Source organism: Anaerolineales bacterium (assembly GCA_015075625.1).
In the GTDB taxonomy this organism is placed as follows: Bacteria; Chloroflexota; Anaerolineae; order Aggregatilineales; family UBA2796; genus UBA2796.
In genome coordinates, this window is record JABTTZ010000001.1 from 1,972,790 (window position 1) to 1,997,813 (window position 25,024).

The 25,024-nt window shown below is 56.1% G+C and carries 23 protein-coding genes, 1 tRNA gene and 1 pseudogene; 11 read left to right on the top strand and 14 right to left on the bottom strand.

What is annotated here, in order from left to right:
- Positions 1 to 26: 26 nt before the first annotated feature.
- Positions 27 to 1,025: a phosphate ABC transporter substrate-binding protein PstS family protein gene (pstS, locus tag HS103_08120; GenBank protein MBE7512768.1), complete on the bottom strand. Its 999-nt coding sequence runs from the start codon at positions 1,023 to 1,025 to the stop codon at positions 27 to 29.
- Positions 912 to 1,421, bottom strand: a pseudogene (locus HS103_08125) (fasciclin domain-containing protein). Before HS103_08125 ends, pstS begins: the two are co-directional and overlap by 114 nt.
- Positions 1,422 to 1,765: 344 nt before the next feature.
- Here HS103_08125 and HS103_08130 point away from each other — a divergent pair.
- The 7 genes from HS103_08130 (at position 1,766) to HS103_08160 (ending at position 9,044) form a co-directional block, all read left to right on the top strand.
- Positions 1,766 to 2,098, top strand: a complete 333-nt coding sequence (locus HS103_08130) for a hypothetical protein (GenBank protein ID MBE7512769.1) — start codon at positions 1,766 to 1,768, stop codon at positions 2,096 to 2,098.
- Positions 2,099 to 2,111: 13 nt separating this feature from the next.
- Positions 2,112 to 3,323, top strand: a complete 1,212-nt coding sequence (locus tag HS103_08135; protein ID MBE7512770.1) for a glycosyltransferase — start codon at positions 2,112 to 2,114, stop codon at positions 3,321 to 3,323.
- Between the two features lie 109 nt (positions 3,324 to 3,432).
- Positions 3,433 to 4,761, top strand: a complete 1,329-nt coding sequence (locus HS103_08140) for a HAMP domain-containing histidine kinase (GenBank protein MBE7512771.1) — start codon at positions 3,433 to 3,435, stop codon at positions 4,759 to 4,761.
- Between the two features lie 89 nt (positions 4,762 to 4,850).
- Positions 4,851 to 6,251, top strand: coding sequence for a tRNA (N6-isopentenyl adenosine(37)-C2)-methylthiotransferase MiaB (miaB, locus tag HS103_08145; protein ID MBE7512772.1), 1,401 nt, complete (start codon positions 4,851 to 4,853; stop codon positions 6,249 to 6,251).
- Positions 6,252 to 6,259: 8 nt separating this feature from the next.
- On the top strand, positions 6,260 to 6,973 hold the full coding sequence (locus HS103_08150; protein MBE7512773.1) for an SH3 domain-containing protein: 714 nt from the start codon (positions 6,260 to 6,262) through the stop codon (positions 6,971 to 6,973).
- Between the two features lie 15 nt (positions 6,974 to 6,988).
- On the top strand, positions 6,989 to 8,134 hold the full coding sequence (locus tag HS103_08155) for an ROK family protein (GenBank protein ID MBE7512774.1): 1,146 nt from the start codon (positions 6,989 to 6,991) through the stop codon (positions 8,132 to 8,134).
- A 94-nt stretch (positions 8,135 to 8,228) separates the two neighbouring features.
- Positions 8,229 to 9,044 (top strand): substrate-binding domain-containing protein, encoded by an 816-nt coding sequence (locus HS103_08160; protein ID MBE7512775.1) that lies wholly within the window; start codon positions 8,229 to 8,231, stop codon positions 9,042 to 9,044.
- Between the two features lie 19 nt (positions 9,045 to 9,063).
- On the opposite strand, the gene HS103_08165 is transcribed toward HS103_08160, so the two are convergent.
- Entirely contained in the window at positions 9,064 to 9,558 is a 495-nt protein-coding gene (locus HS103_08165; protein MBE7512776.1) for a hypothetical protein, read from the bottom strand.
- Between the two features lie 66 nt (positions 9,559 to 9,624).
- Here HS103_08165 and HS103_08170 point away from each other — a divergent pair, with 66 nt between their 5' ends.
- The gene (locus HS103_08170) at positions 9,625 to 10,515 is read left to right on the top strand and encodes a class I SAM-dependent methyltransferase (GenBank protein ID MBE7512777.1); all 891 of its coding nucleotides are present in this window, start codon (positions 9,625 to 9,627) and stop codon (positions 10,513 to 10,515) included.
- Here HS103_08170 and HS103_08175 read toward each other — a convergent pair.
- The 6 genes from HS103_08175 to HS103_08200 all read right to left on the bottom strand — a co-directional run bounded on the left by HS103_08175 (position 10,469) and on the right by HS103_08200 (position 14,970).
- Entirely contained in the window at positions 10,469 to 10,849 is a 381-nt protein-coding gene (locus tag HS103_08175; protein ID MBE7512778.1) for a hypothetical protein, read from the bottom strand. The genes HS103_08170 and HS103_08175 overlap by 47 nt on opposite strands.
- On the bottom strand, positions 10,846 to 11,424 hold the full coding sequence (locus HS103_08180; protein MBE7512779.1) for a TlpA family protein disulfide reductase: 579 nt from the start codon (positions 11,422 to 11,424) through the stop codon (positions 10,846 to 10,848). The genes HS103_08175 and HS103_08180 overlap by 4 nt, the downstream gene beginning before the upstream one ends.
- A complete protein-coding gene (locus tag HS103_08185) occupies positions 11,421 to 11,771 on the bottom strand; it encodes a hypothetical protein (GenBank protein ID MBE7512780.1) in 351 nt (116 codons plus the stop codon). The genes HS103_08180 and HS103_08185 overlap by 4 nt, the downstream gene beginning before the upstream one ends.
- Before the next feature lie 223 nt (positions 11,772 to 11,994).
- The gene (locus tag HS103_08190; protein MBE7512781.1) at positions 11,995 to 12,348 is read right to left on the bottom strand and encodes a hypothetical protein; all 354 of its coding nucleotides are present in this window, start codon (positions 12,346 to 12,348) and stop codon (positions 11,995 to 11,997) included.
- 18 nt (positions 12,349 to 12,366) lie between these two features.
- Complete coding sequence (locus HS103_08195; protein ID MBE7512782.1) at positions 12,367 to 13,629, bottom strand: hypothetical protein; 1,263 nt, start codon at positions 13,627 to 13,629, stop codon at positions 12,367 to 12,369.
- A 48-nt stretch (positions 13,630 to 13,677) separates the two neighbouring features.
- Positions 13,678 to 14,970, bottom strand: coding sequence for a hypothetical protein (locus HS103_08200; protein ID MBE7512783.1), 1,293 nt, complete (start codon positions 14,968 to 14,970; stop codon positions 13,678 to 13,680).
- A 106-nt stretch (positions 14,971 to 15,076) separates the two neighbouring features.
- On the opposite strand from HS103_08200, the gene HS103_08205 reads away from it, so the two are divergent.
- Both HS103_08205 and HS103_08210 read left to right on the top strand, forming a co-directional pair.
- Positions 15,077 to 15,826 (top strand): metallophosphoesterase family protein, encoded by a 750-nt coding sequence (locus HS103_08205; GenBank protein ID MBE7512784.1) that lies wholly within the window; start codon positions 15,077 to 15,079, stop codon positions 15,824 to 15,826.
- Positions 15,827 to 15,912: 86 nt separating this feature from the next.
- On the top strand, positions 15,913 to 18,063 hold the full coding sequence (locus tag HS103_08210) for a protein kinase (GenBank protein ID MBE7512785.1): 2,151 nt from the start codon (positions 15,913 to 15,915) through the stop codon (positions 18,061 to 18,063).
- Between the two features lie 64 nt (positions 18,064 to 18,127).
- Here HS103_08210 and HS103_08215 read toward each other — a convergent pair.
- Positions 18,128 to 18,200: transfer RNA gene (locus HS103_08215), tRNA-Pro, on the bottom strand.
- Between the two features lie 58 nt (positions 18,201 to 18,258).
- Here HS103_08215 and HS103_08220 point away from each other — a divergent pair.
- A complete protein-coding gene (locus tag HS103_08220) occupies positions 18,259 to 18,741 on the top strand; it encodes an isoprenylcysteine carboxylmethyltransferase family protein (protein ID MBE7512786.1) in 483 nt (160 codons plus the stop codon).
- Positions 18,742 to 18,853: 112 nt separating this feature from the next.
- Here HS103_08220 and HS103_08225 read toward each other — a convergent pair whose 3' ends face one another.
- The 4 genes from HS103_08225 to HS103_08240 all read right to left on the bottom strand — a co-directional run bounded on the left by HS103_08225 (position 18,854) and on the right by HS103_08240 (position 25,016).
- Positions 18,854 to 19,822: a CAP domain-containing protein gene (locus HS103_08225; GenBank protein MBE7512787.1), complete on the bottom strand. Its 969-nt coding sequence runs from the start codon at positions 19,820 to 19,822 to the stop codon at positions 18,854 to 18,856.
- A gap of 277 nt (positions 19,823 to 20,099) precedes the next feature.
- On the bottom strand, positions 20,100 to 20,864 hold the full coding sequence (locus HS103_08230) for a hypothetical protein (GenBank protein MBE7512788.1): 765 nt from the start codon (positions 20,862 to 20,864) through the stop codon (positions 20,100 to 20,102).
- Between the two features lie 88 nt (positions 20,865 to 20,952).
- On the bottom strand, positions 20,953 to 23,538 hold the full coding sequence (locus tag HS103_08235) for a phenylalanine--tRNA ligase subunit beta (protein ID MBE7512789.1): 2,586 nt from the start codon (positions 23,536 to 23,538) through the stop codon (positions 20,953 to 20,955).
- 119 nt (positions 23,539 to 23,657) lie between these two features.
- Positions 23,658 to 25,016, bottom strand: coding sequence for an MFS transporter (locus HS103_08240; GenBank protein ID MBE7512790.1), 1,359 nt, complete (start codon positions 25,014 to 25,016; stop codon positions 23,658 to 23,660).
- Positions 25,017 to 25,024: the final 8 nt, after the last annotated feature.

The following is a 25,024-nucleotide window of genomic DNA, read 5'->3' on the forward strand; positions in this document are numbered from 1 at the left end:
TATAAACTCACCATGTCGAGGCGAGATTACTTGGCGGTGAGGGCGAGGAACGCCAACCGGTCAAGGTTATGGGCGTCGCTGTTCACCGGGAAGTAACCAACTTTGCCCGCTTCCGTCCCGTAGACTTCATCAACAACGGTTAGGTAGTAGTTGATGAAGGCGGCAACCTGCGGCTTTTCCGCCATGATCGTTGCCGTTGTGTAGATGTACAACGGGCGGCTCAGAGCATATTCACCGCTCTCTGCCGTTTCCTCAGTGGGGACAACCTCATTGATGCTGACGGTGTTCAGTGTGTCGGTGTTCGGGGCGAAGTAGGCATAGCCAAAGTAGCCGATAGCGCCCTTGGTGCCTTCCACACCGGTGACGAGGACGTTATCATCTTCGCTGAACTGGATGCCAGCGGCGTTCAAAATCGGCTCTTTCGCCTTGTTGAAAATGATTTCAACGAAGTAATCGAAGGTGCCGGAGTCTGTGCCGGGGCTGAACAGCTTGATGAGGTCTGCGGGGAACTCGGCGTTGAAATCCTTCCATGTAGCGTACTTGCCGGAAAAGACTTCTGCCAATTGTTCTTTCGTCAGATTCTTCACATAGTCGGTCTGCTTGCCAACGACAACGGCGAGGGCGTCCACACCGATGAAGAAGCCATATGGCTCACGCCCGATCTTGGCACATTCTTCAATTTCGCTGCCCTTGATGGCGCGGCTGGCGTTAGCAATATCCGTCTCGCCTGCCTTGCAGAAGCGCTCGAAGCCAGCACCCGTACCAACGGAGGCAACTTCGACGTTATCGGTAAAGCCTTCATTGCGGAAGATGTCCGCGATAGCCGCAGTCACTGGATAGACCGTCGAGGAACCAGCGGTCAGGATATTGCCCTTTACGGCGAGGGGATCAACTTCGGGTAGTTCAATATCGGGGATCAACACGGTGTCAATGATATGGATCACGCCGTTGGAGGCTTCCACATCGGCGGTGATCACTTCGGCGCTGTTCACCGAGACGCTCTCGCCTTCGGTAGAGACAACCAGTTCGCTGCCTTCAACGCTTTTTGCTGTCGCCACGTTGTCGGTCATCATACCCACTACATCGGCAGCCATCGCCTTGCCGGGGACGACATGGTAGGTCAGGATGCGGATGAGCAGGTCTTTATTTTCGGGCTTGAGCAAGTAATCCAAAACAAAGGCGGGAACTTTGGCAAAGGCTTCATCGGTGGGGGCGAAAACTGTGAACGGACCCTCACCCTTGAGGGTATCGACCAAGCCTGCCGCTTCCACAGCCGCCACAAGCGTCTTGAAGTTGCCATTTTCAATCGCAATATCGACAATCGTTTTTCCAGCCTGCGCCCGCGTGTTGGCGAACGTCGAGGCGAGAATTGCCACCAGCGCAAAAAGCGCTGCGAGGCGTTTTTTCAACATGTGTTCCATCCTCCGAAAATTGACATGCGGTTGAGAGGGGTTGCCCTCATCGTTAGAGAAGATAGCGGATCACAGGTTAAGGATAGCTACGGGGATTGTTAAATGGCTTTTAAGAATGGGCAAAGAGTTATATATCAAAGTGAGGGGGGTGGGGGCAAGCAGGGATAACAAAAATCCTCATTCCACATAGAACTTACGCAGTTGAACTTGTTTACCCTGTATTCATCGAAAGGGGACGTTTGAGGGGGAAGCCCCCTCAAAAAAATGGATTCCCCCTTCTCCCACTGGGAGAAGGGGGGTAGGGGGATGAGGGCAACTGCGTAACATCTAGTTATCTCAAGGAGGGGTTGCCAGTGGCTAGCAATCTGAAAACAAGTATTTGGGAGCAGTTTAGCGCTTCGATTGAGTACCTTGCCGGTACGATAGATGCCTATCCTGAGGAACTTTGGCGTGCCTCGCTATGGACGACATCACAGACGAAACCAGAATTCTCCCAAGCGTGGTATGTTGCTTACCACACCCTGTTTTGGTTAGACCTTTACCTGACTGGCACAGAGGATGGCTTTCTCCCCCCAGAACCCTTCACCCTCATTGTTCACGGACACGCCTCCCAGTTGAACATGCTGCTTGGGCAAAAAGGCGTCGCAACACCGGATTACCCAACCCAAATGAAGAACCAATCTTGAGAGGGGACATCCGATGCGCCTGTTGGTGATCGCCCGCTGCCCACCCTATCCCCTTCATCTCGGAGATCGCTTGATTCTCGGAAACCTCTTGCCGATATTAGCGCGGCGCGGCTATGCGATTGACCTGATCGCTTTCTCTGACCGCACCGAAGATCGCGCTGAGATAACCCACTACCGAAGCGATTATGCCAGTGTGCATCTGATCCCAGACCCGCGCCGCTCGGCAGTTGATTATCTGAAGCGCTTGGTTGTGCCGGGGACGTTTTTCCCACAACGGGCAGCACAGTGTTGGTCGCCACAGATGGGGCGGGCGGTTGAGGAACGGCTAGCGAGTGCTGATGTCGTTCACCTGTTTGGGGGAATTCAGGTTTATGAATACCGCGATCTGATTCGCTCAAAACCACATCTGATCGTCCCTTATGAATCCTACAGCCTATATTTAGAATCCGCCTTGCGAGAAGTGCGTTCCCCCCGCGAAAAGATGCTTACGCGCTTACGATTGGCACTCACGCGCCGCTATGAAGGACGGATGTTCAATGGTTTTCAGCGGGTTGTCGTTCTCACCGCACAAGATCGGGCTGCCTTGGCACGGTTATCACGGCGACGCCAGCAGAACTGGATCGTGATTCCCAATGGCATTGCCCTTGAGCGGTTTCCCCTCAGCCAGTCACCGCTTGATCATCGTGAGCCGAGGCTGATCTTCGTCGGAAATTACGCCTATGCGCCGAATGAAGATGCGGCGTTGTTCTTGGGGCGGGAGGTCTTTCCCCGTGTACGGAAAAAACACCCTGATTGCCAACTGCGCCTTGTGGGAAATGCCCCTACGCCGGCGATGCTCAACTTGGCAGCGGCAGCGGGCATCACCGTGACGGGTTTTGTCCCCGATGTGAACGCCGAGCTACAACTGGCGCGGCTTCTCGCTGCCCCCATCCGCTTTGGGGCAGGGATGAAAAACAAACTCTTAGAGGGAATGGCGGCGGGGCTGCCAATCATCACCACCGAGGCAGGTATTGCTGGCATGGAAGGATCCGCCGGTATCACTATCGTTGATCCTGATCCGGCGGCGTTTGCGGCGGCGGTTAGCCGCGCTCTTGACGATCCAGCGGGTTTAGCCTTTTGGGGAAAGGCAAACCGTGCCTTTACTGAGGAACGCTTTACATGGGCGCGGATTGCAGACGAATACGAGGCACTTTATCACCAGATTTGTCATGAGTATTCTTCTTAATCGCTGTTCAACGAACGATATTCTTTTAGAAAACCACACCCTAACCGTATTCCAACGCAAATTCGTGTAGAATGAGGCATGTATAAACGTTTCAGGGGATGTGCCGCCAATGACCGGAAACCCAACAGATCTTACATCTACCTCATCTGGGCAAGGCATGGATGCCAAGACACTGGAGACAGTGCTGAACATCAGCCACCACATGGCACAGAATCGCAACCTGAATCCACTGCTGAACTACGCTATGGAGGAGGCGGTAAACCTTGTTGGGGCAGAGGCAGGCTATCTTGTCCTTTTGGAGAGCGATGGAACACTGACCTTCCGCGCCGCCTATTCCCGCGATGGCTCTAAGTCAGCAGTCCCCGATGATGCCATTAGCGGCACGATTTTGGGCGAGGTCATTCGGACCGGCAAGCCACTTGTCCTGCGCGATGCCGGTATTGACCCCAATTTTGCCAATGCCACCAGTGTCGTGCTGCTCCGTTTGCGTTCGGTGATGTGCGTCCCACTTTTGGTGCGCGGCGGCGTGATTGGGGCAATCTATGTGGAAAACCGCAGCATTGAGGGGCGTTTCGGCGAGGCGAATTTGCCACCGCTGCTGCTCTTTGCTAACCAAGCGGCAATCGCCATTGAGAATGCCCGCCTGAACGATGAATTGGAAGAACGGATTGCCGAACGCACACGCCAGCTAGAACGAGCGATCACCCAAGTCGAGACGGCATGGCAGCAAGCGGTAGAAGTGAACCGGATGCACACCGAGTGGTTGGGGAAAATCACCCACGATATGCGTGCGCCGCTGAGCGTTGTCATCTCGGCGCTGACGCTGATGCAAGAGGGGGAATTTGGCGCGGTGGAAGGCGAGATGTTGGAATGGGTAACGCGAGCGCTGGACGCCACGAACCGTGCCTTGGTGCTCTCCAACAACGTGTTTGACCTTGCCAAGCTGGAGATGGGCGGCTTGCGCCTCTATAAAGAACCAATCGACCCCGTTGCCTTTTTGCAAGGCATCTTCAACATCGGTATGGGGTTGCCCTGGGCAGAGGGGGTTTCCTTTCGTCTCGAGATTCCCGCCGAACTCCCCTCTATCACCATCGATCCGGGGCGGATTCATCAGGTCATCATCAACTTGCTCTCCAATGCCCTGAAGTTTACCGAAGCGGGGGAGGTTGTCCTCCATGCCGAACTAGGAAGTGAGATGCTCATCGTCGGTGTCCGCGACACGGGGAACGGTATTGCCTTGGATGCCCAAGAACGCATCTTTGAGCGGTTTTACCAAGCACCCCAGACGCTTGACAAACGCCGTTCGGGGACAGGGCTAGGGTTAGCCATTTGTCAGGAATTGGTTGAGGCACACGGCGGACAGATTTGGGTAGAGAGCGAGCCGAACGCCGGATCAGATTTCTTGTTTACCTTGCCGTATAACGCACCTTCATCCTAAGCCGATTCTCAACTATAATTCACGGACAGGTTCGCGTTGGGTGGTATGGAGGGGCTGCGGTGGCAAACAACGATCAGTACGAAGGACGAATGTCTCACTATCATATTTGGACCCTCGGTTGTCAGATGAATGTTGCTGACTCCCAACGGCTTGCCAGTGAACTGGAAAAGCGCGGCTTCCGGGCGACAGATGAACCAGAGAGCGCCGATATTCTCGTCGTGAATACCTGCGTCGTCCGGCAAGGCGCTGAAGATAAAGGCGTTTCCCGCCTGCACATGCTGCGCCCGCTCAAACAGAAATTTCCCGACAAAGTGATCGGGCTGATGGGCTGCATGGTGGGCGTCCGCGATCCGCTTCCTTTGCGGAAACGGTTCCCCTTTGTCGATGTCTTTATGGCGCCCTCTGATCCCGACCCCATGCTTGAATTCCTGAACGAGCGAGGAATAGAAGGGGATGTGCGCACTTATGAGGATACCTCGCGTACCTTCCGCGATGCGCTCCAAGACGAGGACTTACTGCTGCTGCCCACCCATGAACGCGGACACCTCATCAGTGCCCATGTTCCGGTTGTGTATGGCTGTTCTCATGCCTGCGCGTTTTGTATTATTCCGTTTCGGCGGGGGGTGGAGCGCAGCCGGACGGTGGGGGAAATCGTCGCTGATGTGCGCAGCCTAACCCGTCAGGGGGTCAAAGAGATCACCCTTTTGGGGCAGATTGTGGATCGTTATGGAAAGGACATTCCCGACGGACCGGACCTTGCCGCTCTGCTGCGGATTGTCCACGAGGTAGGCGTTGGGGAAGGGTTGGAGCGTATTCGCTTTTTGACCAGCCACCCCAATTGGATGACCGATAAACTGCTCGAAACAGTTGCCGAGTTGCCCCATGTGATGCCCCATATCGAAGTTCCCGTCCAAGCTGGCGATGATGAAGTGCTGCGGCGCATGAAACGCGGCTACACCCAAGCAGAATACCGCCGCCTGATTGAGCGCATCCGGCAGATTATCCCTGAGGTGGCGATCAACACGGATATTATTGTCGGCTTCCCCGGCGAAACAGAAACCCAGTTTATGGCGACCCACGATCTTTTGGCAGACCTCAAATTGGATAAAATCCATCTGGCAAAATACAGCCCACGCCCGCAGACCGTCAGCGAGCGGACGATGGCTGATGATGTCCCTGAAGTAGAGAAGGAACGCCGCCGTGCCTTGCTAGATGAGCAGCAAAAACGGACATGTGCCGCGATCAACGGGCGTTTGTTAGGGGCAACTGTTCCTGTATTGGTGGAAGAAAAGCAAGAGACCCGTTGGCGAGGGCGAACGCCTCAAAACAAACTGGTGTTTTTCGAGGATGAAGGACAAACGAGCGCAAATCGACGCGGCGAGGTGGTCGATGTGGAGATCATATGGACAGGACCATGGTCGATGGTCGGACGCCTGCCGGGTCAGATCGCTCAATCGGCGCCGGAAACTATCGAACTGACCTCCGTGTGATTTGCCCTATGCACAGGTTGTCACGGACATTCCCTATCCTTGTTCTCCTCGCTGCGATCCTCGCTTGTAACCTGATGGGTGCCGCGGGGAGCAGTACGCCAACACCAAACGCGGGGGAGACACTTTCCCCCAACGGTGCTGGACGCCCACTGGTTCTCATCGAAGCGCCGACCAACGGCTCGCAAGGCGTTTTACGCCAACCGCTGACCGTGAAGGTGCGGGCGACGGATACCAACGGAATTACCCGCGTCGTCATGCGTGAGGGAGGGCGTGTTGTGGTCACACTACCTTCCCCAAATGCCCAAAAAGAATTTTCTGTGCTTTTGCCCTATACACCTATGCGGACAGGGAACATCACCTTAGAGGTCATTGCCTACAGCCAAACGGGGGATAGTCCACCCGTTTCCCTCACCTTAGAGATTGTTGGGAGCGTGGGAGAACTGCGCAATCCAGCCTCTCTCGATCCAACCTTAGGGGCGGCATCTGGGCAAGCAGTGTGTACCGTAAAAGTGAACATTGACAACCTGAATATGCGGCGGGGGGCAGGAACCGCTTACGCCATTATCGTCAAACTCCCGCTTGGTGAGGATTTGACCGTGATTGGGCGAAACAACGATACCACCTGGCTCAGTGTCCGCCGCAGCAACGGGATGGAGGGGTGGGTTTCCGCTCAGTATGTCAATTCAACAGGCGATTGCACCCGCGCCCCCATCACAGGATAACGGCACCACGACCTCATGACACTCAAACAACGAACAACGGGAGAACGTGATTCCCGCCGCGCCAATCGCCAAGCCATCCTCCGCGCCATTTACAGCGGAGAGGCGAATACTCGCGTTGACCTTGCCACGCACCTCGGTGTGACGAAAACCACCGTTGGGGAAGTGATCGGCAGTCTGATCGATGAAGGCTACCTTGCCGAGACGGGGTTGGGGCAATCCACCGACGAGGGGGGGAAACGTCCCCGCCTGTTGGAATTTCAACGAGAGACGCGCCATGTCATTGGTGTTAGCCTCAACGGAGATCACCTCCTCGGCGTCCTCTCCAATATGGGAGGGGATGTGCTGGTTGAGCATCGCTTGGCTACGGAAGCGCTCAGCGGGAAGGAGATGATCGAAGCGATCTGCAATGTGATTAATGGCTTGATCGCCCAGATCAGTGTACCGCTGCTTGCCATTGGCATTGGTGTGCCTGGGTTGGTCAATTCAGACGCTGGTGTTGTAGAACTCGCCCCCACGCTCACATGGCGCAACCTCCCTTTGACAAAGATGATTGAAGAGCGTTACGGTGTCCCTGTTTATATCGGGAGCAGCACAGCGCTTGCCGCCCTCGGTTTATACGCTTGGGGGAGTGGGGAAGCCGTTCGCTCACTGGCAATGATCCATGTTGGGAATAGCGTTGGCGTTGGGTGGGTCATTGATGGCAATTCCTATCAGGGAGGGATTGGCTATCTGCGGGTGGGGGGCAGCGACACGCCCTACCTTGACGCACTCTTAGGCTGGACAGCCGTCCGCCGCCGCGCCGAAGACCTTTACCTTCAACGGCGGGATGACCTCATGGGCGCGGAATGGTCGTACCTCCATGTTCGGCGGGCATATTTGGATGGGCAAGCCGGGGCGCTGACGCTCCACGAGGAATTGGCATCGTCGCTAGGGCGGGCGGTGGCGTGGACGGTTGCCATGCTGCGCCCCGAACACCTTGTCTTGGCGGGGACAATTGCCGATTTGGGGCAGCCCTTCCTCCGCCGCACACTTGCCCATGCCCATGACCTTGTGCTGCCCGATTTGCTCAAAGAAGTGACCGTCAGCCTGAATACGACTCCGGCGCTTGGCGCGGTGGGCGCAGTAGCAGAGGCGCTGCGGCGCGAATTAGGGATTATTTGAATGTGGTATGTGCATATGTGATAAGGTGTCTCTGCGCCCAGTGTGATATCTTCAATACTACGTTTAGCGAAATTCTTTCTAAAAAGGTACGTTCATGCGACGCGCCCCCAAAACCCCCCAAGCAATTGGCGTTTTCACCAATGATCCGAACGGTGTCTTTCAGCGCAATGTTATACGCGGGGTGGAGCAAGAGGCAAAACAGCACGACTATCCGATTGAGGTTATTGCTGTTCCAGATTGGCAAAATACGGCGCCGCGCTATGACTCCTTAGCGGGGATCATCAGCGTGGCGACGGCTGTCCCCGATAATTTTTTGCGCATGTTTTACCGCCTTGCCAAACCGCTCTCGCTGATCGCCCATATCATCCCTGATACACCCGTCCCAACAGTAATCTCAAATAATGCGCAAGGCATTGCTGAACTCGTTCGCTATCTGTGTGACGAGCGCGGTTGCTCCCGCTTTGTCTATATCCGAGGCATTGCCGCCCAGATCGACGCCCAACAACGGGAACGTGCCTTTCGAGAAGAACTTACCCGACGCGGGTTTTCTCCACAAGACGCACGCTTTGTCGCCGGGGATTTTGATCCACCCATCGCCGCACAATCCATTCGTGCGTTGGTGAAGCAGCGAAAAGAATTCCCCTTTGATGCCATTCTTGCTGCCGATTACATGATGGGCATTGCGGCGGCAGAAGTCCTTTACAAGGCGAACATTGATATTCCCGATGAGGTCGCCATTGCTGGCTTTGGCGATGGGCATGAAGCCCTTGACGCCGATCTGACCACCGTTGCTGCCAATGTGAGCGAGCTTGGCGTCTGTGCAACGCGGCAGGTGGTCAAGCAAATTGATGGGCTGCGCATCAGCGGGGCAACCGTCCTTAGCACACGGCTGATCGTGCGAGGGACGTGATTTCCCACCCCCCCTCATCTCACAGGTTTATTGTCCGCACGGCTTCCCGTAGATGCGTTTGCACAGCGGCAACAATGTCGGCATAAACGGCATGCGCAGTTTCCGGGGTGAGGATTACATCATGGTGAAATGTACCGGATGCTCGTTCCAAAAGCCATGTATCCGCCCCAACCAGCGAACTATTTTTCGCGTCATCAAGGGAATCGAAGTGAAGTTGGCGGAGGGTTGTCGTCAGCGCCCCATAGCGAATGGTATCAATCGTCGTCTCAAGGGTCAGCGGTTTGGCATTTGGGCGGCGATAGGTGACGGCGAGATGTCCCTCTGCGCTCCCTCGTACACGGACAAGCGTCCCGACCTGATCGGGGTGGCGTCCATCGTGGTAGCGAATGGTGAGTCGGTACGCCTCAATAACAGTGGGTTGAGCGGCTACCGTAGTGAGTTCGGGCTGCATAACGCGCAGGGCAATGAGGCGTAATGGTGCAGCGGCGGGTCGTAATGGGTGTGTGGACATCATAATACCCCTCTCCCCCATTGGGGTTACTGATCCTCCTCTATAGCTTCGATTGTACGGGAAAAGCGCATGAAGTGTGACCTGACAGGTGTTCGGGAATTGTACAAAGCAACAGCGGATCGCTATACAACTGCGATCACCCCGCTGATGGGGGAATTTGCCCATGATCTCGCACAGTGGGCGCTTAACTGCCTTGCCGCCCACCGTGCCGGGCGCTTGTTCGATCCCTTCGATCTCCCCTCGATCCGTTCCCCCGCACATGAGGTCTATCCCATTCGGGCGCTTGATCTTGGAACGGGTACGGGGGCGTTGGCGGCAGGGTTAGCGGGTACTGTCCGTGAGGTGATCGGCATCGATCTTGTTCCCGAAATGCTGCGGGAAATATCCCTCCCCTTTGCCGTCCATGGTGACATACACGCTTTGCCCTTCGCCCGCGCCAGTGTTGATCTGGTTGGGGCATGTTTTGGCTTGAATCACAGCGATCCGAAGGTATCCCTGCGGGAGGCAGCGCGTGTCCTACGTCCGAGGGGGTTGTTGATCCTTCAGGAATGGGGGGCGCGTGATCCGCTTAGTCAGATCGTTGAGGATATCTTGGATTCCTTTGCCGCTGACCTGCCTGAAGCGCTGCCCTCTACCTTGCGCCACTTTTGTGATTCCCCAACAGTCTGGTATGACCACCTCCAAGACGCCGATGATTACCGCCAATGGCTGCGTGGACGGGGCTTTTCGCTCGTCTATGCCCACGAAGAACCCTTCGTCCGCGTGCGCATCCCAATTGCCACCTTTCTAGGGGCAAAACTGGCATGGGCAACGGCGTGGCACACCCTTCAGGCGCTTTCAGAGGGGCGGCGGGCGGCGTGCCGGAGAGCGTTGGAGCAGGCACTAACCCCACACGCTGACCATAGCGGGATGCTCACCTTTTCGCCGCCTTTGATTCGCCTTTGCGCTGTGCGGGGGTGATGTTCTCAGCAATCAACGCATCAATTGCCCCTAATTGGGCGGCGTCTAGTGACTTCAAAATCGCCACCCCCCGCCGGAGAAGGTCTTCGCGCAGGGTGTAATGATCGGCGTCGGTGATCTTCCCCGTCTGGTGGTCAAAATCGAGGTCGTGGACAGCGGCGAGGATCGCTTCGCGCTCTGCCTCCAATTGGGCGATCAAAGGCATATCGCCAAATTCTTCCTCGCCTGTGTTTTGCCTACCGATCCGCCGTCCACGCCCGATAAGAGGAAAGGCGATCAGTGCCGCCACGATCAGGGCAACGCCCGCGAAAAAGATGTATCCGCCGTTACTCATGGGGTGTTCTCTTTGGGGGTGTTCTCACTCGGCGCAAGAAGTGCTTCGAGAATGGGACGAACGTCGGCGGCGCTGATCGGTTGGATGAAAATCTTCGCCAATTTCCCTTCTTTATCGACAATAAACGTCTCTGGAACGCCTTTGATCCGGTAGGCGCGGCTGGCGGCGTTCCCGCTATCATGCCCGGTTGGGTAGACTATGCCAAATTCAGCAAGGAAGGCGCGAGCATTCGCTTCGGTATCGTTGTACCCGACCCCAACGAGGACGACGCCGCGATCTTCGTAATCTTCCCAAAGGGCGTTCAGGTCGGCGGCTTCCGAGCGGCAGGGTCCGCACCAACTCGCCCAGAAATTGACGAGGACAACCTTCCCTCGCAGATCGTTCAGGCGCAGCGGTTCGCCTGTGTCATAGCGGATAATCGTGAAATCGGGCGCATCGCCGCTGGCAACTTGCCCCTGATTCGCCTCAAAGAGCGCCCATGCCAACCCTAACATAAAAAGGATGGGGAAGATCAACAGCGCGATCAGTGCGGCGGGGCGGGTGGTACGAATCGTTGTTTCTGGCGTAGTATTCATGATGCGGCGTTGGCACGTTTCTTTCTTGTGCGGCGGATCGTATTGGTGACCACCGAGAGCATGTTACTTATGGAGAGTGGGGCAATGCAAACGAGCAGATCGCCCTTCTGAAAGCCGGGATTGCGTTCAAGGAAAAAGCGAAGGGTGGGCAGTTTCAATTCCTTTGTCGAAACGGGCAGCACAAAATCCCGCAGTTTGCGATCCCCTGTCCCTTCGACAATACCGCGTTCGGCGTCCCACGCCTCTCCATAACGCTGACGGGCAAGAAAATCGACAAAGCGGGCATACCATTCTGGCGTAGGGCGATCACGGCGGGGGTAGAATTCCTTCATGTTACGGGAGAGCATCAGATAACTTTTGTAGCTGAAGGTATCAAAGAGGATGAAAATGGGCGTGAAGGGGTGACGAACCCGTGCTTGCAGGTAATTTTGAATCCCTATTGCAGTACCCTCACTGGTTGGGCTGCAACCAGCCTTCTTACAAGAAGGGCGGGCGTCGCTCGTTTACCCCTTAGATCACCACCGCCTAGCCCATCGATAAGTATATCGTGATAAGCAGGGCTGTCAACCACTAAGGGGTCAATCTCCTTGAAAAATGCTGTAAGCGTTGAATAATGTTCAAGCCACGATAGCCATCTGCCAAGAGGACATTTCCCCCAAAAATGATCACGTAGCGTCGCCCCTCAAAGGTTACCGGATAGCGCTGCACTGCCGCTAAGCCCACCAATTCCCCCGAATCGTGATCTCGAATGAGATAAACCTTCTGTTTTTGGCGAAGGCTGCGCTCGTAAATCTCGCGGGTGGTATCCGTAAAGCGGTTGGCAAACGTCCAAATGTCATCGACGTGGGCGGCAGTGAGTGTTGGCACGGGTAGAGATTCAAGGCGAATACGCTTGCCTATAGCAGGCTTCGGCTGATTGGACATAACCTCCCTTTCATTCGGTTAGCGTTTGGGGATTTTGTGGTGCAAGAGAAGTTGTTCCGCCTCGTGGAGAAGGTTGCTCAACACCTGAGCAACCCACTCAAACTCCGAGCCGATAATTTTGATTCGTCCGCGCCATGCCTCGCGCAGGGCAGTGATATTCCCCCATAGGTTTTCACTCGTCAAGCGCATATCATAATTCAAGATCACCCCCGCCAAAACAAGCGGCAAATAGGCATGGCTAAGATCAATCCCATCCCCACGCCCCAAAACGCTGACGACCTCTTGGGCATAACTGCGGTGATCATCAGCGCTGCCAAGTGATTCACCGGTGACTGTCTCCACTAATTTCAAGCCAAGCCGTACACCATCACGAATGAGCGGCATGTAAATTTTTTCGACCAACACATCGGGCTGTTTCGTCACCAGCGGGTCTTCGATAAGCCCAACAAGATGTTGAAACCATGCTGATTCACCAACGCGACAAATGCCTTGTACTTCTAAGCCATCCTCAAGGGTATAGGCAAGAATTTTTCCGATAAAGACAGCCTCGCCGGGGTGCAGGGGCAAGCCGGAATCACTGAAGACTTTCTCTGTCTGCTTGATCAGTGGAAGAAGGATTTGGGAATGGGAAATCGTTCCGGCAAACTGCGTGGCTTTCTCGCTCAGTTGGGTGTGTCGGGCTTGCTCTTGAGGGAGTTCTCGTGCCGACCAAAGCGTTTCATAACGATGGGCGAGAACCGGCGCTGGGGCGTTAATTTGCCCTTCGACAATATCGACAATGCGCGTGATGAAACCACCTTCTTCGTGAGCAGTGAACCCCACCCCGCGCAAAATTGAGAGGCGGAAAGGAGACATGCTCAAAATGCTTGCCGGGCGTCCGCCCGCCGGAGGGCGTACCCATCCATAGCCGCGTGGCGGTTTCGCCTCCACACGTACACCGAGGATCGTGCCTTCGCTTGGTTGGGTGGGCGGCATGGCCGCAATGGGAAGATGGAGCAGCCCCGTCTCCCCCGGTTGGAGGGGGACATCCAGTTTTTCGCGGGGGACAATCAGGCTCATCGGACGCCCCGCCATATCCTTGCGGGGAAGGCGAAGCTGCACGGTTGCCGTAATCGGCTTATCGCAATTATTCTGGAGTAAGATTAAGCCCTCTACCGCTTGCCCAACCGTAATTGCCAGCGGATGGACGGCAAAAGCGTAACTCACTACATCGGCGGTGGCACGCGCCCCGCCAGTGATCATGCCAAGTACATCAGGGAGATTCGTCATTGCAGCGGGCATGGGTCGGCTATCCTTGTGTAATAATTCGATGATTAAGGTAAGGGTGTTTTAACTCATCAGCGCCCGATCCAAGAGATCATTCGCCATAGCGAAAATGAAATCAGTATAGTCGTCGCGTTCATCGGCACGCTGCTGAAGCGCATAGTGAAGCAAATTAACTGTCTCGTTGGCGCGTTCACTTGGCATTACCACCACATTGTTGGCAATGATTCCCCCCAACACAAGCGGTAAGTAGGCACGGCTGAAATCAAGGGGCAGATTGCCCCCTTCCAGCGAATGGATGAGGTTTTCGGTGAATTCTGCCATTTCCTCCGGCGTGCCAAAATCCTCACGGGTGACTGCCTCCAGCGCAGAAAAGCCAAACATCGCCGCATCGTAAAGAAGGTGTTTATAAAGCCGTCCGATCAAAAGCGGCTCGGCTGAGCCTGGTTTTAACGAGGCAGTTTGCTTTTTTGCCATGTCTTCCAACGCTGCGTACCAACGCGGCTTTACTGTCGATGCACCAATGGGGAGCGCCTCGCCGCTTTCTAAGACTTGCACCATGAGTTTGGCAATCATCACCGCTTCCCCGGCCCAAAGGCGGTAGCGGGCAGCGGTAAAGAGGGTTTGGGTCTGCTTTAGAAGGGCAAAAAAGGCAACAGTCCGCGTCAGCTTTTTTAGAATGCCCTCAATGGCGGGTTTCCCCGCTTGAATAAGGGCGGTTACATCGACGTAATCGGCGCTTGTCCACAGCGATACATAATTCGGTTTGCGGTCTGGCGGCAAGCCAGCAATCGCCGCCGGAAGGATCATTAGCGGGGCGGTCACAACCCCACTTCTTCCGGTCATGCGCCCGCGTGGTGTTGCCGCATAGCCCAAACCCTGAATTGGCTCAAGAATCGGTTGGCGCTCCGGCGGAAAATCGTCCCATACGACGGGAATACCTCCATTCGCATCACGAACGCGGGTGGGGTTGCGCCCTTTCACCTCTACAGTGATGTCCGCCCCTACCTGATAGCCCTCTCCGGGTGTCGCTTGGTGGGTCACTTGGAGGGGTAATTCTGCGTAGCCAACCTCGCCGGGGCGCAGCCCAATGCGAAGTGGTTTCATCAACTTTGTGGTAATGATGTTTTTCTTGCCCGCAGTGTCCACCTCTGGAAATTCAGGGACGATCACGGCGTCAATATCAACATTTAGGCAATTTTGCAAGAGAACAATGATGGAGAATGGTTTCCCACCCTCAACACGAACGGGGCGCGGGCTAACCGCCACCTGTAGCGCGTCGAAACTATGCCGCGTCCCACCGCTGAGCGCACCGAGAATATCTGGATAATTGGGAGCTGCACTTGGTTTGTTCGTCATGCTGTGCGCCTTCTGTCCCTCTGTAACCGTTTGGTGTTTGCCTCTCATTATGGCACAATACAGGACGTTTCGCCGCAAAAGGATGATCCACATTGAGGAAATATTCATGCGCCTTGCCTTGCTCTCCGATATTCATGGCAACCTAATCGCCCTTGACGCTGTCCTTGCCGATCTCGCTGGGCAAGGGACGATGGATGCCTATTGGCTGTTGGGGGATTACGCCGCGCATGGGACGCGCCCTACAGAGGTGATCCAGCGCGTGCGAGCGCTGCCAAATGCCTCATTCCTCTCTGGAAATACAGATCGTTACCTCGTCAGCGGAGCGCGGGGAAAAGTAAAACCCCAAACAGCGGAAACCTACCCCACCTTTGCCGCTGATCTACGCAGTCGGGAAGCGGTCTATGCCTGGGGTGTGGAGCATCTGGCATGGGCGGAATTTGAGTTTTTGGCAGGGCTGCGCGGCGAATTAGAGATGAACATCCCCGGCTATGGCTGGCTGCTTGGCTATCATGGCACGCCCGGAAATGATGAAGGGCTTCTTTACCCCGACACCCCCACTGAGGAGGTGCTAGATCACCTTTCAGATCGGGAGGGGCGGCTTGGTGTTGGGGGGCATACCCACCGTCCGATGGATCGTGACTTTGGGGCGTGGCGGGTGGTCAACCCCGGAAGTGTTGGGCTGCCTCATGGCGGGCAAGAAGCGCAGTATGCCATAGCCACCTTTGAGGGCGGGAGTCTAACGCTTGATATGCGCCGCGTCGCGTTCGATTGGGAGGCAGTCATTGCCGATGCCCGCGCCTTAGCCTATCCCGATGTGGCTTGGCTGGCAGAATGGCTGACAAAGCGGACAGGGTAATACAGGATGATTGCCTCCGTTTGTGTTCCCCCCTTCTCCGGCATACAATAAGCCGCACGGGATCACCTATCAAGGGATGAAACGGCATGACCGGAACGGATTACAGTGGCAAGCAGCTGGGCGGTTACCAGATTAATGAGTTGATCGGCAGGGGTGGTATGGCAACAATCTACCGTGCCACCCAAGTGAGTATGGGGCGATCTGTCGCCGTGAAGGTGATTGATCCCGCACTCTTGAACGATCCCGAATTCACTGAGCGCTTTCAACGGGAAATGCGGGCAGTGGCGATGCTCTCCCATGCCCACATTCTCAAAGTCTTTGATTACGGGCAGCAAGAAGGCATTGTTTACCTCGTCACCGAACTGCTCCCGGGCGGCAGCGTTGGCGAACGGATCAGTGGGCGAAGTTTGTCGCTTGCTCAAATCGTCACCATCTTGCGACAGATTGGCGCAGCCCTTGATTACGCCCATGCCAAAGGCGTGATCCACCGCGACCTGAAACCCCAAAATATTCTCCTCGATGAATCGGGCAACGCCTTTTTGGTCGATTTTGGCATTGCCAAAATGCAAGACGAAACTGCCGAACTGACCGCAACAGGCGCTGTTGTAGGGACGCCTTCCTACATTGCTCCCGAATATTGGCTAGGCAAACCCATTGACGGGCGAGCCGATATTTACGCCCTCGGTTGTGTTGCCTACGAGATGATTACGGGGCGGCTGCCCTTTGCCAATGACACCCTCTATGGCTTGATGCAAGCCCATGTCAACCAAATGCCGTCCCCCGTCCGCATGACCCGTGCCGATCTGCCGCCAGAACTTGATGGCGTGTTGCAAAAAGCGATGGCAAAAAACCCCGACATGCGCTACCAGTCGGGGAGTAACTTTGCCGAAGAATTCGCCGCCTCGGTGGGCATGGCAATCGGGACTACCGGCTCTGTCCAGCGTGATCCGCAGCCCAAAACTGATCTCGGCGTGATTCCGCCTTCTGCTCCCCCCTCCTCAGTGGTGAATCCCAGCCAGCGTCAAGCCTTCACCCCCGCCGCACTGCCCAAAATGCCTGAAGGGGATATGGGCGTCACCACGCCGATGCGGGCTGCTGCCTTCAACGATGAAGAAGACGGCTTAACACGTCCGATGGCGGCATACACGGGGGACACCCTGCCACCCCGCCCCGCCTCTGCGGGTGGGCTTTCGCCTGTCTATGCGCCGCCACCGCCAGTCATGCCCGCGCCCCCCCCTCCCCCACAACGAAAGCTCCCTATCCCCTTGATTTTGGGCGGGGTGGGGATTGTCGTCCTTGCCCTTGTGTTTATCGTTCTTGCCGGATCGCCAGGCGTGAGTGACGTTGATAAGACGGCGACGGGTGTCGCCTTCCTTGCGGCAACAGCCTCAGCGAATCCGATCAGCCCCACCCCAAGTTATACGCCCACACGGAATATTGTGGTTGTTCCCCCAACGGCAACCTTCACCGTGACGGCAACCTTCACCCCCACCGCGACGGCAACGCATACGGCGACCTTCACCCCCACCCATACGGTGACGGTCTCCCGCACGCCGCCAAATACCTTTACCCCAACGCCTACCGAGACGCCGCTGCCTACGGCGACGCTCCCCCCGACTGCCACCGCCACCCCAACCGATGATCCAGTGGCGACGGCAACCGCCGCTGTAACTGCCACACTTCGCGCCCGCCTTGCTGAGGTGGATCGGATGATTCGGGCGGGTCGGCTGCTCATTGAGGCAAAGAGCGGCACTCTGCTGCATGGGGCGGATGTGAAAACCACCATAGAGGAAAAATTAGAAGGGCGAGCCGCCGATTTTGTCGTTGAGGCGCGGTTCTTCAACCCCTACCTAGCAACAGAGGCGGCTCCATGGGATTACGGATTCATCTTCCGCACCGAAAGCGCCACACGCCAATACCGCCTTCTCGTCCGCTCTAAAGGGGTAGGCGCGGGAGATTTCGCGCTCATCTTGCGTGATGGTGAGCCGCGTGTCGTAGGGCGGGGCGATCTCCCCAATCTGAAGCATGGCGCGCAGGACTCGAACTTCATCCGCCTTGCGGTGACGTTGGGAGAAGCGCACTTGTTTGTGAATGGAACGTACATCGCCACACTGGATGTCTCCGAAAAACAAGACGTGACGGGCGATGTCTCGATTGCCACCGGAATCTTAGATGGCGATAAGCAGGTAAACGCTCTGACTCGCTACGAGGTGTTGAATTTCTGGCGTGTTCGCTAGCAGGAATCGAACGGGCGGTGTTATAAGCCACCGCCCGTTCCGTTGAATCGATCAAAAGATGTTGTCGGGGTACCCGGACTCGAACCGGGGACCTCTTGCACCCCATGCAAGCACGCTACCAACTGCGCCATACCCCGTACTTAAGAACACCACGGATTGTAACAGAGTATCCCAAAAGATCAAGGGAGGGGAGCAATGATCGAAAAAGGGCGGGGTGAGGGTTGGGTGATCATCCAAGTCATGGTTTTGATTGGCATCTTCGTCGTCCCCTGGGGGCGTTTGGGATCATGGGCAATCTTACCCCTCGGTGATTTTCTGCGCGATATGAGCGTCCTCTTGGGTGGGATTAGTTTTGCCGCAGGGGTGGGAATGGGGATCGCTGCCTATACCCGTTTGGGGCGAAGTTTCACCGTCTTTCCCGCCCCCAAAACGGATGGCGAATTCCGCGCCGATGGGGTGTATGGCGTTGTCCGCCACCCAATGTATGCCGGCGTCATTTTGCTGGCATTTGGGTGGTCAATCTTGATCCTCAGCTTGCCTTCGCTGGTTTTGACGATTGGGTTAGGGTTTTTCTTTGATCAGAAGGCGTCTTTTGAGGAAGAACGTCTAAAAGAGCGCTATGCTGAGTATGCCGCCTACCAAAAGCGGGTAAAAAAAATGATCCCGTTTATTTACTAGGCTGCCTTGACATAGACAGGCTGAGGGGCGAGGAGAGGGGGAAAACACAAAGGGGAGGGTTCCCCTCCCCTTTGTGTTTTATTCAACCCCTCGCCGCAGAAAGAACAGGATGTTATTTCAGCGTCACAAAGAGAACATCGAAGTAGAATGCCTTGTTGGGGGCGACGAAAATACCGATCCCGATGCGGGTGTTCACATCATCCTTCGTGTACATCCAACCCGGCTCCCACAGTTCCAACTGGTTGAACAACATAGCGAGTGTACGACTCTTTTGGGGTGCGGCGCTTAGGCGCGGGTAAAACAGCCCCTGTGTGGCGAGGTCATAAATGTCGTAGGCTGTTTTGTAGGTGTAATTGAGCGCCTTCAATTCAGCATCGGCGTTGATTAGCGCCTTCTTCGCGCCCTTTTCCGCCGCTTTATCGGCAATGGTGTTCAAGATGGGATCCATGGCAATCGGCTTGAGACCCTTCGCCATGCGCCCACTGTTGATCGTGTTTAGAAACTCTTGGCGGATCGTCTCAACTGGCTTAACGGGGAAACCAAAGACCTGTACGTAGTAGTACTGTCCGGGTCCGTCGCCCTTATTGCCTTTCTCGGTGCAGGTGAAGGCAATGCCCATCTCGGAGACATCTTCGCGGATCATCTGCTCGCGGTGACCCTTCGTGCTGGTATACCACTGGTTGAAGGCAAATTCAGCGTTTGGTCCGGGTCCCCCGGCGATATTCTCGCCCGTCGTATGCGCCTCGTAGCCGGCAGCGGCAATCCGTTGATCGGCTGTGGAGCCATCTGTACCGATGTGAGGGGTGGCGTAGGGATAGCCGTTGTATTTCATGTCGTCGGCGTAGACCCGTGCCGCTTTGTTCAGCAGCGGGTTCAGGGTGACGGGGGGAAGTTTGTTCTCAGCGCGGAAGCCGTTCACCCGCTTGAGGACATCGTTGGCAAAAGCATTGACAACATCGGGGTTATTTTCTTGGTTGGCAGGGAAACACGTATTTTGTGCGCTTGCTGGTGCTGGTGCAATCACCGAGGGGACAAGCAGCAAAGCGGCAATGAGGAGGAGGAAACAGCGTCTGGCGTTCACAATGAAATCTCCAGTGGTGCGGTAGCGATTGTCTATGAAAGACAGATAGCATCATAACACTGTTTTCTTAACCGAAATCAATCCCAAAACTAATTTTCTATGAATTTTTATTGGGGCAGACGTTACCCAGTTGCCCTCATCCCCCTGCCACTATCTACCTCTGTGGTGGACTACTAAGTACAACCACAATGAACAGGCGGCATGACGCATGATCCTGCCTCTAAAAAGCGCTGAGCTGAAAGCGGGGTTTGGATAGAGCATAATCGGGCATCGTTCCCTATGCCCGATTGCACCGCGCCTCAATCCTCGCCTTGATCGCCGCATTGATCGTAAAATGCTGATCCAAAAACTGTAAGATCGCCCGTGCCGACTCAGGGCTGCGATCATACCCCTGAACAAAGTCCGGCAGGTGTGCAGCCATGCCGGGGAAGCGCCTTTCGTAGCGCCGCTCATGGTTGAACACATCGGTGAAGGCGGGCTGTTCAGGCTCAATGAATGCCGATAGCCTGATGATCTGATCGACGGCATAATTCTGAATGAAGCGTGCCGCCGTGAGCTTTTCGCCTCGCCAAAAGCGCCCCAACCCAATGTAGAGATTCGTCAGCGCCTCCCCCAGGGAAAATTCAAGCGTGCTTTTGGCGCGAACTGGTTGGTCGCGTGGCGTTGTCAGGGAGGCATCGAAGGCGACATCTTGCCAGACAATACGCCCACCCGTAAAGGGAATCGCGGATAGTTCGTCTGGTTCAAAAACGGCAAACTCACAGAACACATCATCGGCAAATAGCAGTTTGTAGCCGTCTGGCGTATTTTTGAACGAGTAGTCTACAGGGTGGATACGCCTCAACCAGTCGAGATCATCCAGAAAGAGGGGCTTGCAGCCCACTTTGACAACAGCAAAAAAATCGAGGTCGGAATAGGCATCAAGCCGTGAGGTTTCGACGCCTACCGAACCGAGTCCGAGCAAGGCGAGCGCCTTTCCCGTGTTTTTAAGCGACTCGCCTATGGCGTCAAGGCGAGCCAGCAGGTGGGCTTTGTGATCCAAAGGTGTTGTCCTCCGCCTACGATGTCCCGATAGTTGAGCGCGGGCGACCACAGGGGGTCGCCCCACAAGGGAGGGGTACTATAGGCGTTCATCCCCCCCGCAGCGCAGCCCCCAACTCACGCTCCGCCGCTTTGACGATCTTCGCTTGCGCCTTCGCCACCTCGCCATCGGTCAGGGTGCGGTCTTCCGCTTGAAAGGTCAGCGCATAAGCGAGCGATTTCTTTCCCGCCGGAATTGGATCGCCTCGGTACACATCAAACAGGCGCACCCCCCGCAGCAGATCACCACCCGCCGCAAGGATCACGCGCTCTACATCATCGGCGGGGGTTTTTTCGCCAACAATCAGCGCAATATCTTGGTAAACAGGGGGCGTCGTCAAGATCGGTGTGATGCGATCCACACGCGGCAAGTCTGCGATCAGCGGATCAAGACGCAGTTCTGCCGCCGCCACCGTCTGCTCAAGGTCATACGCCGCTGCCACAAGGGGGTGAAGTTCGCCCGCATAGCCAATCAGCGTCTCCCGCAGATAAACCGCCGCACAGCGCCCCGGATGAAAGGTCGGATGCTCCCCGCGCTTGAAGGTTAGCGCTCCAGCCGGCAGGCGAAGCCCCTTGACGAGCGCCTCAAGGACGCCCTTCAGATCAAAGAATCCCGCCACATCCGCCCGATCCACATCTTTCCCTTCTTGCCAGGTCGCTACCCGCCGCGCCCCCGTCAGCGCCAGGGCAAGATGGCGCGGCTCATCGGGGAGGGCTGCCCCCTCAAGGGAGCGATAGACGCTGCCGATTTCAAACAAGCGCTGCCGAACGCTGTGCCGCGCATTGCGGACGATATTTTCCAAGACGCCGTTCAACAGCGTGTGGCGTAGGACGGTCTTATCAAGGCTGATTGGGTTCGCCAGCCTCACGTAGGCTGCCCCATTGATTTCCGGGGCGCTTTCGCCGGGGGCAATCAGCCGCGCTTCTGCTTCGGGCGTCGTCAGGCGGTAATTGATCACCTCTCGCAGCCCTGCCTCTGCCAAAAGGTCGCGAACACGATCCTCGCGGGTTAGTTCGTCGTTGTTCGCTTGGGGGGGGAGCATGTCCTCAATAAGCGTGTCGGGGATACGATCGTAGCCGTAGATACGAGCGACTTCCTCAACAATATCGGCAGCGCCCACCACACCAGTGGCAATATCGACACGGTGATCGGGGACGGTGACGCGCAGTGTCTGCTCATCAAGGGGTTCCACCGTGAACTGAAGGCGGGTCAGAATTCCGCTGATCTCCCCGGCGCTGAGGCTGATCCCGATAAGGCGTTCCACCTCCCTAAGCGGGAGATCAACACGGATCACGGGGGCGGGGGCGGGGTGTACGTCAATCATCCCCGCCAAGACCTCGCCATCCCCCAACAGGCGCATCATCTCAGCCGCACGGCGGACTCCCCGCTCCGATTGCGCCGGATGAATCCCTCGGCTGAAGCGAACGCCCGCCTCGGTGGACATTTTCTGGACGGTCATTGTGCGGCGAACATTGATGTAGTTCCAATTCGCCGCCTCTAAAAAGACGTTCCGTGTGTCCGGCTTGATCTCGCTCTCGTCGCCGCCCATGATGCCGCCCAAACCGAGGACGCCCAGCGCATCACAGACGAGAATGGTCTGCTCATCAAGGGTGCGATCCACACCATCAAGGGTTTTCAGGGTTTCGCCGGGGCTTGCCGTCCGCGTGATGATTGCCGGAATCCCGCCGCCCGCCCGCTGCTGCAACACGTCATAATCGAACGCATGAAGGGGCTGCCCTGTTTCAAACATGACATAATTCGTCACATCGACAATATTGTTGATCGAACGGACGCCCACCGCCTCCAAACGGCGGCGCAGCCATTGGGGAGAAGGCTTGATTTGAAGGCTGCGGATCACCATCCCGCAAAAGCGCGGATTCAAGTATGAATCCTTGATCGCAACGGTGATCGCCTCTCCAATATCCCCACCCGTCGCCACCACCCTGCCATAATCCGGCTCACGAAGGGTTTGCCCCGTCAGCGCGGCAACCTCCCGCGCCACCCCGATGATCCCGTAAGCGCGGGCAAGGTTGGGCGTCAGGTCAATCTCGAAAATGACATCCCCCAACACATCGACAAGGGGTGTCCCCGCTGCCGTTGTAGGGATCGAGTCAGCATCCAAGAGCAAAATCCCCTCGTGGTCGCCCCCCAAGCCAAGCTCTTTGGCGCTGCACACCATATGCTTATTGGGAATTCCCCGCAATGGTTTTTCCTTCAGCACCATACGCACCCGCCCCTCGGCATGTCCGTCATAGACCTCTGCACCCTCGCGGGCAAAAGGCGCGTAGAGCGGCGGATCGATTTTCCCTTTGTCTTTGTATGGGAACAGATTCGGCGCTCCGGTGACAACCTGATCAAGCTCCCCTGTCCCGTGATCAACCAGCGCCAAGACAAGGCGATCTGCATTGGGATGCGCTTTCACCTCATGGATCGCACCGAGGACAATCTTTTTGGGATTCCAAACGAGATGATCCGAGGGCGGCACGGTGATCCCCTCTGGTGCAATGCCCTGTGGGACACCAAGGTAATCTAGCTGCTTCACCTCCAATCCGGCGAGCGTCAAACGCTCAGCAAGTTCTTCGGCGCTGATGGTGATTGTGACATATTCTTTGAGCCAAGACAGCGGTACACGCATAGTGAGTGTTTGCTCCCAAAATGGGGAAAGGGTTGATCGGTGTGAATTACGGGGAAAATTCTACCACAACCTAATCGTCTTCTCTCGGAAAACGTCTGCGCGGTATGCGCATAGGGGCATCAGCCTCCGTAAATCGCTTCATCCACGCCGCGCAGCATGGACGCTGCAAACCACGCCGTCAGCATCAAAATCACCCCAAAAAAGATCACCGCCACCCCACGCGGCACAAAGCTGATCACTGCCGACGCCGCGCCAATCGCTAAGGTCAGTGGAGCGCTGAAGATCAAATTGAAGGCGCTTTGCACCCGCCCGCGATATTCCTCTGGCGGAATCGCTTGTGTCAGCGTGCTAAGTACTGCCCGCGCCACGATCAGGCTGAAACCAATTAATGCCGTCAGCAGCAGCACAATGAGGAAGGGCGGATTAAAGACGAAAGCGGCTACCGCCACGCCTTGCAAGAAGATCGCCAGTGCCACCAACCGGTTTGTGGGGAGAAATTTTGAGAGCCGCTGAATCAGTATCCCGCCAATGACGATCCCGACGCCCAAAATGCCGATCACTGCCCCAAAGCCATCGGCGCCGATCCCCAGTTCCTTGTTCAGATATTCAAAGACAAGGACGACAACCGCCCCCAACCCAGCGGCGACCATAATGCTTAACCCCATGATGTAGCGCATAGAGCGCGTTTGCCAGATGTAGCGCAGCCCCTCAACAAGTTCTGCCCATACCTGACGGTAACTCCCCCCCGTCCCAGTCAAGTCGCGGCGCGGGATGCGGATGATCAAAATCATCAACGCCGAAAAGAGGAAGGCGAAGCCATTGAAGAGAAAGGCGAAGTTTTCTCCCAAATTTTCGACCAAAAGCCCCGCCGCCCCCGACCCAAAAATGAGGGCAACGACAAACCCTGCCTCCAAAAGCGCATTCGCGGCGGCGAGATCGCGCTTGGGGATGATCGATGGCAGCGCCGACGCCCGCGCCGGATAAAAGAGCATCTGCGCCGTGCCGATGACAAAAATCGCCGGATAAAAGATCCAAATGCGATCCGGCTGTCCTTGTACAAGCAGCATAGAAAACATCGCTCCGGCGCGGGCGGCGTCGGTGACAATCATTGTCCATTTGCGATCCAGTTTGTCGGTGAGGACGCCGCCAATCAGACCAAAGAGGATTTGCGGCGCGGCAAGGGACACCGCAAAAACAACCAGCGCCAGCGTATTCCCACCCGTCAGCTTGCCCAAGACGGCAAGGACGGCGATCAGCATAAACTGATCACCGAGATAGCTGACCAACTGCCCCAACCAGAGCGGGACAAAATTCCGATTGCCAAACAGGGAGCGCAAGGTTTGCCCAGTAAGGCTGCTGGCGACGGTGAGAATCTCCCCCGCGCTGTCGAGATTCGATTTCTCTAGGTGGACGGGGTTGGGATTCGTCGCATCGGGATCATCCCCGTCAAAATCATCATAATCATGGTAATCAGTCATAGATAAGG

Excerpts from the sequence above, each read along its gene's own strand:
- HS103_08135 (MBE7512770.1), top strand. The coding sequence starts at position 2,112 with ATGCGCCTGTTGGTGATCGCCCGCTGCCCACCCTATCCCCTTCATCTC.
- HS103_08140 (MBE7512771.1), top strand. The coding sequence starts at position 3,433 with ATGACCGGAAACCCAACAGATCTTACATCTACCTCATCTGGGCAAGGC.
- miaB (MBE7512772.1), top strand. The coding sequence starts at position 4,851 with ATGTCTCACTATCATATTTGGACCCTCGGTTGTCAGATGAATGTTGCT.
- HS103_08150 (MBE7512773.1), top strand. The coding sequence starts at position 6,260 with ATGCACAGGTTGTCACGGACATTCCCTATCCTTGTTCTCCTCGCTGCG.
- HS103_08155 (MBE7512774.1), top strand. The coding sequence starts at position 6,989 with ATGACACTCAAACAACGAACAACGGGAGAACGTGATTCCCGCCGCGCC.
- HS103_08160 (MBE7512775.1), top strand. The coding sequence starts at position 8,229 with ATGCGACGCGCCCCCAAAACCCCCCAAGCAATTGGCGTTTTCACCAAT.
- HS103_08165 (MBE7512776.1), bottom strand. The coding sequence starts at position 9,558 with ATGATGTCCACACACCCATTACGACCCGCCGCTGCACCATTACGCCTC.
- HS103_08170 (MBE7512777.1), top strand. The coding sequence starts at position 9,625 with ATGAAGTGTGACCTGACAGGTGTTCGGGAATTGTACAAAGCAACAGCG.
- HS103_08175 (MBE7512778.1), bottom strand. The coding sequence starts at position 10,849 with ATGAGTAACGGCGGATACATCTTTTTCGCGGGCGTTGCCCTGATCGTG.
- HS103_08180 (MBE7512779.1), bottom strand. The coding sequence starts at position 11,424 with ATGAATACTACGCCAGAAACAACGATTCGTACCACCCGCCCCGCCGCA.
- HS103_08185 (MBE7512780.1), bottom strand. The coding sequence starts at position 11,771 with ATGCTCTCCCGTAACATGAAGGAATTCTACCCCCGCCGTGATCGCCCT.
- HS103_08190 (MBE7512781.1), bottom strand. The coding sequence starts at position 12,348 with ATGTCCAATCAGCCGAAGCCTGCTATAGGCAAGCGTATTCGCCTTGAA.
- HS103_08195 (MBE7512782.1), bottom strand. The coding sequence starts at position 13,629 with ATGCCCGCTGCAATGACGAATCTCCCTGATGTACTTGGCATGATCACT.
- HS103_08200 (MBE7512783.1), bottom strand. The coding sequence starts at position 14,970 with ATGACGAACAAACCAAGTGCAGCTCCCAATTATCCAGATATTCTCGGT.
- HS103_08205 (MBE7512784.1), top strand. The coding sequence starts at position 15,077 with ATGCGCCTTGCCTTGCTCTCCGATATTCATGGCAACCTAATCGCCCTT.
- HS103_08210 (MBE7512785.1), top strand. The coding sequence starts at position 15,913 with ATGACCGGAACGGATTACAGTGGCAAGCAGCTGGGCGGTTACCAGATT.
- HS103_08220 (MBE7512786.1), top strand. The coding sequence starts at position 18,259 with ATGATCGAAAAAGGGCGGGGTGAGGGTTGGGTGATCATCCAAGTCATG.
- HS103_08235 (MBE7512789.1), bottom strand. The coding sequence starts at position 23,538 with ATGCGTGTACCGCTGTCTTGGCTCAAAGAATATGTCACAATCACCATC.
- HS103_08240 (MBE7512790.1), bottom strand. The coding sequence starts at position 25,016 with ATGACTGATTACCATGATTATGATGATTTTGACGGGGATGATCCCGAT.